The following is a 12799-nucleotide window of genomic DNA, read 5'->3' as shown; positions in this document are numbered from 1 at the left end:
CATGCATGATAAAGAAAACATTTCTTAGGATACGGTCGATTCTAGGATTTATAAAAGAATAAAAAACGTGTATAAAGTCGATAGCTTACTATTTTATAAGTAGGTTATCGGCTTTTTTAAGTTTTTACGAGATGATGAGAAAGGTTTATAGTAGTGCTGGAGGTGATTGTTGATGCTATCGGGGAAACAGTTGCTATTAGAAGAACTTTCTTCAGATTTACAGAGGGAATTAAACGATTTGAAAAAGAAGGGAGAGATCGTATGTGTACAAGTTGTAAAAAAGAAGAATTCTAAATATATGTGCCAACGCTGTGGAAATGTAGATCGGCGGCTATTTGCATCGTTTTTATGTAAAAGGTGCAGTAAAGTGTGCACATATTGCCGGAAGTGTATAACGATGGGGAGAGTAAGTGAATGTGCTGTACTTGTTCGCGGGATTGCTGAAAGAAAGAGAGAAAAGAATTCAAATTTGTTACAGTGGAACGGGACGTTGTCTACTGGCCAGAATTTGGCGGCGCAAGGAGTTATAGAGGCTATTAAGCAAAAAGAATCATTTTTTATTTGGGCTGTATGCGGGGCTGGGAAAACAGAGATGTTGTTTTACGGAATTAACGAAGCGCTTCAAAAAGGAGAAAGAGTTTGTATCGCAACGCCGAGAACGGATGTTGTTCTGGAATTAGCACCGAGATTGCAAGAAGTATTTCCATATATACAGGTAGCGGCTTTATATGGAGGGAGTGTGGATAAAGAAAAAGATGCAGTACTAGTCGTTGCGACTACGCATCAATTATTACGTTATTATAGGGCGTTTCATGTCATGGTTGTAGATGAGATAGATGCTTTTCCATATTGTGCAGATCAAATGTTACAGTACGCGGTAAAACAAGCGATGAAAGAAAAAGCGGCGCGTATTTATTTAACTGCGACTCCAGATGAAACATGGAAGCGAAAACTTAAACAAGGTAAACAAAAAGGTGTTATTGTTTCTGGACGATATCATCGTCATCCTTTGCCAGTTCCTTTATTTTGTTGGTGCGGGAATTGGAAAAAAAACCTCATTCATAAAAGAATTCCTCGAGTTTTACTACAGTGGTTACAAACATACTTAAATAAAAAATTCCCTATTTTTTTATTCGTCCCCCATGTGCGATATATAGAAGAAATAAGCTTGTTGTTAAAACCATTAAACAATCGAATTGAAGGTGTACATGCAGAAGATCCGGAGAGAAAAGAAAAAGTAGCGGCTTTCAGAAAGGGAGAAATCCCATTATTAGTTACAACGACAATTTTAGAGCGAGGCGTAACGGTGAAAAATTTGCAAGTCGCAGTTTTAGGGGCGGAAGAAGAAATATTTTCAGAAAGTGCGCTCGTACAAATTGCGGGCCGAGCAGGGCGGAGCTTTGAAGCACCGTATGGAGAGGTCATTTATTTTCACTATGGCAAGACAGAGGCGATGGTGCGCGCGAAAAAACATATTCAAGGTATGAATAAAAATGCGAAAGAACAAGGATTGATCGATTAATGCATTGTTTACTTTGTGATGAGTGTTTTGTAGAAAAGATTAGTTGGTACACTTTTTTTGTAAAGTGTCATAGAAAATATATATGTGATAGATGTGAGCAGAAACTTTCCTATATTATAGGAGAAATTTGCATGGAGTGCGGGCGACCTTTAGAATTTGTTCCTGCCTCATTTCAAGAAGACGGTATTTGTATAGATTGTATAAGGTGGACGAAAGAGGAGAAGTATCGTTCTTTTAAAAACCGTTCGTTATATATGTATGATGATGAGATGAAAGAAATAGTAGCACAGTTTAAGTTTCGGGGGGATGCAGAGTTAGTGCACATTTTTTATCGTCCTTTTCGAAGTTTATTTCAAAAGTATTTTGCCAATGTTTCAACCGTTATCGCTGTTCCGCTTAGTAAGGAAAGGGAAATTGAACGTGGTTTTAATCAAGCTGAGTTATTAGCAACTTGTTTGCCTGTCAAAATTTCTTATCCATCATTAAGAAGAAGGGAAACAGAAAAGCAAAGTAAGAAGACACGTAAAGAAAGGGTGTCAGGAAGCAATCCTTTTTATTTTCAGGGAGAAGAGATGTTTTCTGGGCAACATATTTTACTCGTTGATGACGTGTATACGACAGGGATTACAGTTAGGCAAATCGGAAGTTTGTTATATGAAAGAGGGGCAAGGGAAGTATCTAGTTTGACACTTTGTAGAAGTTAATATGGAAGTGTCGAAAGGGATAATAAAAAGGCGATAAGTCTTCTTTGACTTCATATGTTGTCATTCGTTATAGTCAAAATATGGGGCGAATGCCCTGATTTTTAGAGTGAAGGGAATGGAATGAACATGCAAGGAAGAGTGAAATGGTTCAATGCAGAAAAGGGATTTGGGTTTATTGAGCGTGAAGATGGTGACGATGTATTTGTCCATTTTTCTGCTATTCAACAAGATGGATATAAGTCATTAGAAGAAGGGCAACAAGTAGAGTTTGACATTGTAGATGGAGCACGTGGACCACAAGCAGCTAATGTTGTGAAACTGTAGGGTATATTGTTTTTGGAAGAGAAAGCTGCATTTGTGGCAACGTTATATATAGTAGAACCTCTTGTTTTTCGCAAGGGGTTTTTGTTGTAGGATAAGTTGTCAAAAAGTTGTTTCTTTTCTGTAACGAATTGTCCACAGAAATATTCGTTATTCACGATGTTAATAGGATAAAATAAAGATAGAAACGATGCATCTTTTCATTTCAACAAAAAACGATAAAAAAATCGCAATTCCACTAATTTTTTTAAAAAAGTTAGAAGGAGTTTTTAAGCCAATGTCGAAATTATAATACATAGGCTTGAAAGGAGGAATTCATCTATGAAATTCAACATTCGTGGTGAAAATATTGAAGTAACTCCAGCATTAAAGGAATATGTAGAGAAAAAACTAAGTAAGTTAGAGCGTTATTTTGATACATTCCCAGAGATTAAAGTTAATTTAAAAGTATACTCTGACAAGCAACGTGTCGAAGTAACAATACCATTTACTGATTTATTACTTCGTGCAGAAGAAACTAATAGCGATATGTACGCTGCTATCGATTTAGTAGTTGATAAAATTGAGCGACAAATTCGTAAACATAAAACAAAAGTCAATCGTAAGTTACGTGAGAAAGGTTCTATGAAAACGAACTTTATCCTTCCAGAAGCAGTAGCTGTTTTGGATGAGGTAGAAGAAGATGAATTAGAACTTGTACGTACAAAACGATTCGATTTAAAACCGATGGACGTTGAAGAGGCAATCCTACAAATGGATATGCTAGGACATAATTTCTTCGTCTTCACAAATGCTGATACAAACGAAACTAATGTTGTATATGGCCGTAAAGATGGGAAATACGGTTTAATCGAAACTAAATAATAATTCGAAAGCGCAGCCGAAATGGCTGCGCTTTTTTTGTATTTTTCGCAGCAAGGTTAAAAAAGTTTTATAAGTAGCCGATTTCATTAAGAAGTGATTTTTAGGCGGTATTTCCTCAAAACAGCAGGAGAAAATTCGAAACTTAGAGAGGTGAGTTACTCTTTATTATTTGGAACAAGCATAGGAATGTAGCTACCTTTACAAGTAATTCTTTGCTAGGGATATAGTATTGTTTTTAAAAATTTAACGAAATGTTCGCAAGTGTAAAAGTAATATTAAATATTCTGAAATCCATTGAAGGTGTGTTGAGGTGTTGTTACCATAATATTGTATTATATTGATTTTATTCATTCAGTGGAAAAATACAATCAATATAATGCTACAAATTATCGGAGGTGCTTTTAGTGAGCATTAAGAAAAAAAGTCGTTTTATGTTTGGATCTGTTTTATCGTTAGGTATTTTAGCTAGTACTTTCGCTTTAACCGAACCGGCTAAGGCTAGTACAAGGGATGACCATGTGAATTTTACCTTTAGACTTTGGAGTCCATATGATTATACTAATGCACGTCCTAAAGAGACGCCTACCTCTATGTATATGCGTGTGAAGAGCAGTGAGAAGGGCGGAGGTTCTTTCAATGTTTGGACAGAAGCAGATAAAAATAAAAATGCAGAAGATAGAAAATGGGTAAATGTTTCAGGTAAGCATGAAGGAACAGTGATACCAGGTAGAACATATCTTTTTCAAAATTATGCATATGAAAACCATGGGAAAAATGTGCCTGTGAGATTTGGTGGTTATTCTAGAGAAAATAATGCTTATCCTACTGCTTGGAGTCCTGATAGTGTAAGACCTAGTGGACCTTACATTGAATATTGATTTAGAAATTATAAATTGAAATTATTTATTTTATAGTGCTAGAAAAAGTCGTATAGTTTCAAATCCGGATTATACGACTTTTCCTGTTATTTCATTTTTAAAATAGGAGGAGCTGTAATGAGGTTTATTTCAAAAAATATTTTAGTTTGTTTTTTTATATTGAGTATTAGTTTCTTAGTTTCTTGTCAAAAGAAAGTAGATGAACCTATTGTACATATTGAAGATACTTTAACGGAAAAAGATAATTTGAAAAGTATTGAATTAAAAGGAATTAACAAAAATACTATTTTTGAACAAGTGTTTTTGGAAAGTGAAAATGGTGATGATTTCTTTCAAGGACAAATAGAAAAAAATGATAGTTTAATAGAGGATAAGCTTTCAAATAAAAAATTGAAATTAGGAGTTATACCAGAAAATTATTATGTTTTTTTGACGGGTGTTACGAATAAGAAAAAACCAACGTATCTCTTGGGACGGATTGAACAAACTGATGGAGAAGTAATTCAGTGGAAACAAGAAGTTAAGAGTGTAAAAAGAAAAGGCACAAATGATGTTTATCAGTATGAAGTTGAGTTTCCTAAATTTGAAGGAGAGAGAGCAAATGTTTCTTTTCGTTACATTTGGTTAAATAAAGAAAAGAAATGTTATGGTGTTGCGGATCAATTGTTCATATTAAAAAAGATTTAAATTTAATGGTTTATGGAGGAGCTATAGATGAGTTACTTTTTAGGAAGGATTTTAAAAGGTAGGATGTTTTGGTTGTCTTTATTTATTATGTTAGTAATTGTTATTGCTCAATATATTGCTATGTTTGTGACAACTAAAGGATTTAACGATGCTGGGATTATAAAGGTATCCCCATATTTATCTAATATTTTATATTTTAATAGATTATCGTTTTATAGTGAGTTTTATTTACTTATATTTCCTATGCTTTCCGCAATGGCTGTAGCAGGGATTTATAGAATTGATAAAAATTATGGATTTATTTATCCTGTTATTTCTAAGATGGGAACATGTTATTATTTTAAGCTGCTTTATTTTATTAATTTTATTGTATCTTTTTTTATTATAAGTGTCCCTTTACTATTTAATTTTTATTTATATGTGATGACTTATCCAACAGTTGCTCCGCATCCAATATTAAATTATATGGCTTCTACTGTTTCGCCAACAGCTCAATTTCATATAGTTTATTATAAGTACCCTACTTTATATTTTCTAATGTATGTATTTTTAAATGGTTTATACGGTGCGGTTTTTTCGAGTTTAGCTTTATCAGTTTCGTTTTTTATAAAACGAGTTTATTTTATTTATTTAGTTCCATTTATTTTACATATTTTTTGGCTTGGTATTGGAAAAGGGATTCTCAATCCTAAAGATTATTTAATTAAAGATTTTGGCTTTTTTGAATTACAAATTTTTCTTAGTGTACTGTTATGTATTTGGTTTTGTTCTGTAGTTCTTTATTTACGGGGGAGTAGGAAGCATGTTCTTTTATAATGTTATGAAAGAAACTATAAGGATGAAATATGTTTGGTTAAGTATTCTCTTTTTACTTAATGTCAGTATCATTGGTTGTTTGTTCAATTATTTTGAAACCGGAATTATAAAAGAGCAAATGAACGAATTGGAAGCTTTGTATAAGGTTATGTCGTTGTATAATTTGTCGACTATATTTATTCCTTTAACAATTGTTTTTTCTGTATATTCTATGTCGAACTTTTTTAGTATTTATGTTGTTTACAGAGTGAATAATGCATTGAAATTAGTTTCTATATATTATTTAAAATTATTCGTTTTTGTTTACTTTTTTGCTGGGAGTATGATTTTACAGTTGTTTTTGATATCAACTATGATGGCTGTAACTAGTGTTGATGTAAATTATCCATTATTATTTTGCATTCAATTATTTGCGAGTGTTTTTATATGTATGATAAGTGCTTTATTGCAATTATTTTTACCTAGTTTACTTGTAATAATATGTATGATTACTGCTGTTTTATTAGATAGATTTATATTACATGGATTTTTATTTACAAATGCTTTTTATATAAATGTCTTTGAAGATGCTACTGGTTTATTTATACGCTTATTTGGCTGTTTTTTTATCTTTTTTATAAGTGTATGGATTTTATCTAAAAAAAGTTATATTTCTATGAATGATGAGACAGAGGTGGTCTAGTTTACATTATGATCTTATATTATTTGTTAAAAAGAGATTTATATGTAAGGTTTCGAGATTCCATCAAGATAATGGTTTTTTTATTCTTAATTTACGCTATTATTGCAATTGCTTTTTTATACAATCAGCCTCTTAGTAATGGTAAAGAATCTGTATTAGTAGATGTTACCTTTTATCGATTTTTTCATGGAGTAGACTTTGTGGATTTATCTTATTTTTATAAGGAGGGGCGATTTTCTATCCCTTTTTATTGGATATTCTTTCAAATCACTCCTTTGTTGCTTGTAGGGAATTTTGCTTTTTCAGATATTCAACAGAATGGTGTTTATTTATTTCCTCGTGTTAAGAAGAAGCATTTTCTGTGGTTAACGAAAATATTATCTTTGTTTTTTTATATAATTATTATTTGGATTGGTATGTATTTTATTTGGTTTAGCGCTTACTATTTGCTTTCTTTAGGCGAGTATAATTTTTTGAATTTATATAGTCAATTTCCTTATAAGATATTAGGTACTATGCTAATTCAAATAATTATAAGCTTTTTATTAGCTTTGATTTTTGAGTTTTTAACTTTTTATATACCGATAACTATTGTTTTTGTACTAATGTTGTTGTACCTATTTTTGTCTATTTTCTTTCATAGTATTTATTTTTTAGGCTCTTTTGTTATGCCAAATCGTTGGTATTTTGTTGATCACAGTTCAATTCAATTGACTTTAGGTAATAATCAATCTATTCAATATAATGATTTACTTTTAATAGGAGTAGTAATTGTTGTTGTAATGATTTTATTAGGTAGTTTTTGTTTTAAAAAACTAGATGTGATAGGTGAATAATTTATGGACAATTATATTAAATGTGAATGTATGACGAAAAGATTAAAAGGAAATATTGTGTTAGATAATATTAGTTTGTCAGTAAAAAAAGGCGAATTTTTAGTTTTGAAGGGGCATAATGGCTCTGGTAAAACGATGATTTTACGCGCTATATCAGGGTTAATGCGCTTGAATTCTGGAGTTGTTTATATAGATAATGAAATAATTGGAAAACAAAAGCAATTTCCTGATTCTATGGGAATATTGATTGAATATCCAAGTTTTATTCCAGGGTATACTGGTTTTCAGAATTTGAAATTTTTATCATCGATTAACAATAAAATCTCCGATGAGGAGATTTATAATATTATTCAAAGGGTTGGACTTGATAAAACAGATAAGAGAAAGTATAAAAGATACTCTTTAGGTATAGCGCAAGCTTTAATGGAACAACCAAAATTACTGTTATTAGACGAGCCAACTAATGCTTTAGATAGTGATGGGATAAAAGATGTTTTAGATATTTTGAAAGTAGAAAAAGCCAAGGGAACGACTATTGTTGTAGCCAGTCATGATGTGCATGTTCTAGATAATGAAATGGTAGATCGTATTGTACATGTTAATAATGGAAAGTTGGTAGATTAAGAGTGACGAGAAAACATATCTTAATAAGTATTGGATTATGTCTGTTGCTATGTATATTTGCTAGTTTATTAAGATTTAAAACATTAAATCTTAATAATGAATCTTATAAAGTGGTAAAAGATGAGTTTTTATCTAATAGAACTTTTGAAGATGGGCAAGGAGTTACGTTTCATGCACTCAATCCTCTTGATCCTACAAAAGTTTATGATCCCTATGAAGACCGTGAAGTAGTGACGTATGTTTTACCTTTAGATATTACAAATACAACAAATCGAGATATTAACTTGCTTAGTAATAAGTCTATTTCCGATACAATGTTTTATTCTAAAATAGGTGAGTTTTATAATTTAATCCCTTATTCAATGGAATTACCTAAAAAATATCAGTTTGATCCTGTAATACCTGCTGGTAAAACAGTACGAGGGTATATAGGGACAAATTATTTTATAGGAGATGACCCTTATAAAAATTATAAAAACTTTTCAAATGAATCAACTAAAGTGAAATTCATTTCTTGTATAAAGGATAAGAAAGGGAAATATCATGAATTAGAAATACCGATAAATTAATAAAATTTATGATTGATACAGCTATATTTTAATGGTGTTTGTAGATCTTGCAACATAACAATATCTTTTAAAGTCGGAGTTTTTTTGTAGGTGTAAGTATCTATGGATGCTGCACCTGCAAAGTTTCCGGCTTTTTGTAATTGTTGATTTAGATTTTATTAAGGAATTTCTGGTAGTCATATTCTTTAAAAGGAAACTTGAAAGAATATGACTTAGATTGAATACGAAATTTGTAACGTGAAATTGAAATAGCGAGACAGAGAAAAGGAACGTAACAAATGAAATAAAAACTTTTTTTGAATATAAGGCCCGACATCTTGCCGATTGTTGTCATAGTTATAAGACAAGTGTTACAATTATCATTAGGTATATACATTTTAGTTTTTTTAATTAGGAGAAAAATTGGCATAACATACATTTGATTTTTATAACGACTGATTGTAATAGAGAAAAAGAAAAACAATCGGAAGTTTTATTTTAATAAAAAGAGGAGCGTATTTCCTATGATCGGTATTTTAAAAAAGGTGTTTGATGTAAATCAACGCCAAATTAAACGTATGCAGAAAACAGTTGAGCAAATTGATGCATTAGAGTCATCTATTAAGCCACTAACTGATGAACAATTAAAAGGAAAGACGCTTGAATTTAAAGAACGTCTAACAAAAGGTGAAACAGTAGATGATCTACTACCTGAAGCTTTCGCGGTTGTTCGCGAAGCGGCAACTCGTGTTCTTGGAATGCGTCCATATGGCGTACAGTTAATGGGTGGTATTGCCTTACATGAAGGGAATATTTCTGAGATGAAAACGGGTGAAGGTAAAACGTTAACATCTACATTACCTGTATATTTAAATGCTTTAACAGGAAAAGGTGTTCATGTTGTTACAGTCAATGAATATTTAGCACAACGTGATGCGAGCGAAATGGGACAACTTCATGAGTTCCTTGGCTTAACGGTAGGAATTAACTTAAATAGTATGTCACGCGAAGAGAAACAAGAGGCTTATGCTGCTGATATTACGTATAGCACAAATAATGAGCTTGGATTCGATTACTTACGTGATAACATGGTTTTATATAAAGAGCAGTGCGTTCAACGTCCACTTCACTTTGCTATTATCGATGAAGTCGATTCTATTTTAGTCGATGAAGCACGTACGCCGCTTATTATTTCAGGACAAGCTCAAAAATCAACAGAGCTATACATGTTTGCAAATGCATTTGTTCGTACGTTAGAAAATGAAAAAGATTATTCATTTGATGTGAAAACGAAAAATGTAATGCTAACAGAAGATGGTATTACGAAAGCAGAGAAAGCTTTCCATATTGAAAACTTATTCGATTTAAAACATGTAGCACTTCTTCACCATATTAATCAGGGACTTCGTGCACACGTTGTTATGCACCGTGATACAGATTATGTTGTACAAGAAGGCGAAATCGTAATTGTAGACCAATTCACTGGTCGTCTTATGAAAGGTCGTCGTTATAGCGAAGGATTACACCAAGCGATTGAAGCAAAAGAAGGTGTAGAAATTCAAAATGAAAGCATGACGCTTGCAACAATTACATTCCAGAACTACTTCCGTATGTATGAAAAATTATCTGGTATGACTGGTACAGCGAAAACAGAGGAAGAGGAATTCCGTAACATTTACAATATGAACGTTATTGTAATTCCGACCAACAAACCGATTATTCGTGATGATCGTGCCGATTTAATCTTTAAATCAATGGAAGGTAAGTTCAATGCTGTTGTTGAGGATATTGTAAATCGTCATAAAAAAGGACAACCTGTTCTTGTAGGTACAGTTGCAATTGAAACTTCAGAGCTTATTTCAAAAATGTTAACGCGTAAAGGTGTACGTCATAACATCTTAAATGCGAAAAACCATGCTCGTGAAGCAGATATCATTGCAGAGGCTGGTATGAAAGGTGCTGTAACAATCGCGACGAACATGGCAGGTCGTGGTACAGATATTAAGCTTGGAGACGATGTGAAAAACGTTGGTTTAGCAGTTATCGGTACAGAGCGTCACGAAAGTCGTCGTATTGATAATCAGTTACGTGGTCGTGCTGGTCGTCAAGGGGACCCTGGTGTTACGCAGTTCTACTTATCGATGGAAGATGAATTAATGCGCCGATTTGGTTCAGATAATATGAAAGCAATGATGGACCGCCTTGGTATGGATGATTCTCAGCCAATTGAAAGTAAAATGGTTTCTCGTGCGGTAGAATCTGCACAAAAACGTGTTGAAGGAAATAACTATGATGCACGTAAGCAGTTACTGCAATATGATGATGTACTTCGTCAACAACGTGAAGTTATTTACAAACAGCGTCAAGAGGTAATGGAGTCTGACAACTTACGCGGCATTATTGAAGGTATGATGAAATCTACAGTAGAACGTGCTGTTGCCCTTCATACACAAGAGGAAATTGAAGAAGATTGGAACATTAAAGGTCTTGTTGACTACTTAAATACAAACCTTCTTCAAGACGGAGATGTAAAAGAAGAAGAATTACGTCGCCTTGCTCCTGAGGAAATGAGCGAACCGATTATCGCGAAATTAATAGAGCGATACAATGAAAAAGAAAAGCTTATGCCAGAAGAGCAAATGCGTGAGTTTGAGAAGGTTGTTGTATTCCGCGTTGTAGATACGAAATGGACAGAGCATATTGATGCGATGGATCACCTTCGTGAAGGTATTCATTTACGTGCTTACGGTCAAATCGATCCACTTCGTGAGTACCAAATGGAAGGATTCGCGATGTTCGAGTCAATGGTTGCCTCTATTGAAGAGGAAATTTCTCGTTACATTATGAAAGCTGAAATTGAACAAAACTTAGAACGTCAAGAAGTTGTTCAAGGTGAAGCTGTTCATCCTTCTAGCGATGGCGAAGAAGCAAAGAAAAAGCCAGTTGTAAAAGGTGACCAAGTGGGCCGCAACGATTTATGTAAATGTGGTAGCGGTAAAAAATATAAAAACTGCTGTGGTATCGTTCAGTAATATAGGACGGTAGCTTTGGCTGTTTTGCAAACTTTTATATCAAAAATGTATAATTAAGAAGGATTAAACTCTCTCCGTAATAAGTGGAGAGAGTTTCCCTTGTTTTCATACGAAAGTAATAGCAATTACATAGAGGTGAAGGAAATGGAATTAGTAGAAATTAGACAGGAATTAGAGAAAATGGCTAAGCGATTAGCGGCTTTTAGGGGGTCTCTTTGACCTCCCTACTAAGGAGAAACAAATTGCAGAATTAGAAGAAAAAATGATGGGCGCAGGATTTTGGGATGACCAACAAGGCGCACAAGCTGTAATTAATGAAGCGAATGCGTTAAAAGATATGGTTGGAAAGTTCCGTCAGTTAGATGAGACGTTCGAAAATTTAGAAATCACGCATGAGCTTTTAAAAGAAGAGTATGATGAAGATTTACATGAGGAATTAGAATCAGAAGTAAAAGGCTTAATTCAAGAAATGAATGAGTATGAGCTTCAGTTACTATTAAGTGATCCTTATGATAAAAATAATGCGATTTTAGAATTACATCCAGGTGCAGGTGGAACTGAGTCACAAGACTGGGGTTCTATGTTATTACGTATGTACACACGCTGGGCTGAAAAACGCGGATTCAAAGTAGAAACGGTTGATTATTTACCAGGTGATGAAGCTGGTATTAAGAGTGTAACTTTATTAATTAAAGGTCATAACGCTTACGGTTACTTAAAAGCAGAGAAAGGTGTACATCGTCTTGTACGTATTTCACCATTTGATTCTTCAGGGCGCCGTCATACATCGTTCGTATCTTGTGAAGTTGTACCAGAGTTCAATGATGAAGTTGAAATCGAAGTACGTACAGAAGACTTAAAAATTGATACGTACCGAGCAAGTGGAGCTGGTGGGCAGCACGTAAATACGACAGATTCAGCAGTTCGTATTACACATACACCGACAAATACGGTTGTAACATGTCAGTCGGAGCGTTCTCAAATTAAAAACCGTGAGCATGCGATGAAAATGTTAAAAGCGAAATTATATCAAAAGAAACTAGAAGAGCAACAAGCAGAATTAGATGAAATTCGCGGAGAGCAAAAAGAAATCGGATGGGGTAGCCAAATCCGTTCTTACGTATTCCACCCGTATTCTCTTGTAAAAGACCATCGTACAAATACGGAGGTTGGTAACGTACAAGCTGTTATGGATGGAGAGATTGATCCATTTATTGATGCTTACTTACGTTCTCGTATCTAATAAGCGAAAAAAAGCCAACGAAATTGTTGGCGCATGCTGAGG

13 protein-coding genes are annotated in these 12799 nt (G+C 33.5%); all 13 read left to right on the top strand.

Going from position 1 to position 12799, the window contains the following annotated elements:
• Nucleotides 1-172: 172 nt before the first annotated feature.
• The 13 genes from comFA to prfB all read left to right on the top strand — a co-directional run bounded on the left by comFA (nucleotide 173) and on the right by prfB (nucleotide 12757).
• Nucleotides 173-1522 carry an ATP-dependent helicase ComFA gene (comFA, locus tag ACTFRY_RS21215; RefSeq protein ID WP_098616232.1) on the top strand — a complete coding sequence of 450 codons (1350 nt, stop codon included), beginning with the start codon at nucleotides 173-175 and terminating at the stop codon, nucleotides 1520-1522.
• On the top strand, nucleotides 1522-2226 hold the full coding sequence (locus tag ACTFRY_RS21210; RefSeq protein ID WP_033683590.1) for a ComF family protein: 705 nt from the start codon (nucleotides 1522-1524) through the stop codon (nucleotides 2224-2226). The genes comFA and ACTFRY_RS21210 overlap by 1 nt, the downstream gene beginning before the upstream one ends.
• A 126-nt stretch (nucleotides 2227-2352) precedes the next feature.
• Nucleotides 2353-2550: a cold shock protein CspC gene (gene cspC / locus ACTFRY_RS21205; protein WP_001990088.1), complete on the top strand. Its 198-nt coding sequence runs from the start codon at nucleotides 2353-2355 to the stop codon at nucleotides 2548-2550.
• A gap of 318 nt (nucleotides 2551-2868) precedes the next feature.
• Entirely contained in the window at nucleotides 2869-3411 is a 543-nt protein-coding gene (gene hpf / locus ACTFRY_RS21200; RefSeq protein WP_000671186.1) for a ribosome hibernation-promoting factor, HPF/YfiA family, read from the top strand.
• 404 nt (nucleotides 3412-3815) lie between these two features.
• Complete coding sequence (locus ACTFRY_RS21195) at nucleotides 3816-4289, top strand: hypothetical protein (protein ID WP_000023377.1); 474 nt, start codon at nucleotides 3816-3818, stop codon at nucleotides 4287-4289.
• A gap of 117 nt (nucleotides 4290-4406) precedes the next feature.
• Nucleotides 4407-4976: a hypothetical protein gene (locus tag ACTFRY_RS21190; RefSeq protein ID WP_061664408.1), complete on the top strand. Its 570-nt coding sequence runs from the start codon at nucleotides 4407-4409 to the stop codon at nucleotides 4974-4976.
• Nucleotides 4977-5003: 27 nt separating this feature from the next.
• A complete protein-coding gene (locus ACTFRY_RS21185; protein ID WP_000120044.1) occupies nucleotides 5004-5792 on the top strand; it encodes a hypothetical protein in 789 nt (262 codons plus the stop codon).
• The gene (locus tag ACTFRY_RS21180; RefSeq protein ID WP_098616233.1) at nucleotides 5779-6474 is read left to right on the top strand and encodes a hypothetical protein; all 696 of its coding nucleotides are present in this window, start codon (nucleotides 5779-5781) and stop codon (nucleotides 6472-6474) included. Before ACTFRY_RS21185 ends, ACTFRY_RS21180 begins: the two co-directional genes overlap by 14 nt.
• Before the next feature lie 71 nt (nucleotides 6475-6545).
• On the top strand, nucleotides 6546-7310 hold the full coding sequence (locus tag ACTFRY_RS21175; RefSeq protein WP_033667451.1) for a hypothetical protein: 765 nt from the start codon (nucleotides 6546-6548) through the stop codon (nucleotides 7308-7310).
• A gap of 3 nt (nucleotides 7311-7313) precedes the next feature.
• The gene (locus ACTFRY_RS21170) at nucleotides 7314-7934 is read left to right on the top strand and encodes an ATP-binding cassette domain-containing protein (RefSeq protein ID WP_098616234.1); all 621 of its coding nucleotides are present in this window, start codon (nucleotides 7314-7316) and stop codon (nucleotides 7932-7934) included.
• Between the two features lie 41 nt (nucleotides 7935-7975).
• Nucleotides 7976-8503, top strand: coding sequence for a hypothetical protein (locus ACTFRY_RS21165; RefSeq protein WP_033668381.1), 528 nt, complete (start codon nucleotides 7976-7978; stop codon nucleotides 8501-8503).
• Between the two features lie 503 nt (nucleotides 8504-9006).
• Nucleotides 9007-11514, top strand: a complete 2508-nt coding sequence (secA, locus tag ACTFRY_RS21160) for a preprotein translocase subunit SecA (protein ID WP_000579387.1) — start codon at nucleotides 9007-9009, stop codon at nucleotides 11512-11514.
• Nucleotides 11515-11658: 144 nt separating this feature from the next.
• Nucleotides 11659-12757, top strand: a protein-coding gene (prfB, locus tag ACTFRY_RS21155) for a peptide chain release factor 2 (RefSeq protein WP_096001716.1) whose coding sequence is annotated in 2 segments (ribosomal slippage) — nucleotides 11659-11730 and nucleotides 11732-12757 — 1098 coding nt in all. Because the reading frame shifts where the segments join, the coding sequence is not laid out codon by codon here.
• The last annotated feature ends 42 nt before the right edge of the window (nucleotides 12758-12799 follow it).

It is taken from the genome of Bacillus cereus group sp. MYBK195-1, assembly GCF_051916605.1.
Taxonomy (GTDB): domain Bacteria; phylum Bacillota; class Bacilli; order Bacillales; family Bacillaceae_G; genus Bacillus_A; species Bacillus_A cereus.
This window is presented reverse-complemented; position numbering and strand designations above follow the sequence as displayed.

What these genes read in the sequence shown, in the direction of transcription:
- ACTFRY_RS21185 (WP_000120044.1), top strand. Translation starts at nt 5,004, where the DNA reads ATGAGTTACTTTTTAGGAAGGATTTTAAAAGGTAGGATGTTTTGGTTG.
- comFA (WP_098616232.1), top strand. Translation starts at nt 173, where the DNA reads ATGCTATCGGGGAAACAGTTGCTATTAGAAGAACTTTCTTCAGATTTA.
- hpf (WP_000671186.1), top strand. Translation starts at nt 2,869, where the DNA reads ATGAAATTCAACATTCGTGGTGAAAATATTGAAGTAACTCCAGCATTA.
- ACTFRY_RS21180 (WP_098616233.1), top strand. Translation starts at nt 5,779, where the DNA reads ATGTTCTTTTATAATGTTATGAAAGAAACTATAAGGATGAAATATGTT.
- ACTFRY_RS21190 (WP_061664408.1), top strand. Translation starts at nt 4,407, where the DNA reads ATGAGGTTTATTTCAAAAAATATTTTAGTTTGTTTTTTTATATTGAGT.
- ACTFRY_RS21210 (WP_033683590.1), top strand. Translation starts at nt 1,522, where the DNA reads ATGCATTGTTTACTTTGTGATGAGTGTTTTGTAGAAAAGATTAGTTGG.
- cspC (WP_001990088.1), top strand. Translation starts at nt 2,353, where the DNA reads ATGCAAGGAAGAGTGAAATGGTTCAATGCAGAAAAGGGATTTGGGTTT.
- secA (WP_000579387.1), top strand. Translation starts at nt 9,007, where the DNA reads ATGATCGGTATTTTAAAAAAGGTGTTTGATGTAAATCAACGCCAAATT.
- ACTFRY_RS21175 (WP_033667451.1), top strand. Translation starts at nt 6,546, where the DNA reads ATGGTTTTTTTATTCTTAATTTACGCTATTATTGCAATTGCTTTTTTA.
- ACTFRY_RS21170 (WP_098616234.1), top strand. Translation starts at nt 7,314, where the DNA reads ATGGACAATTATATTAAATGTGAATGTATGACGAAAAGATTAAAAGGA.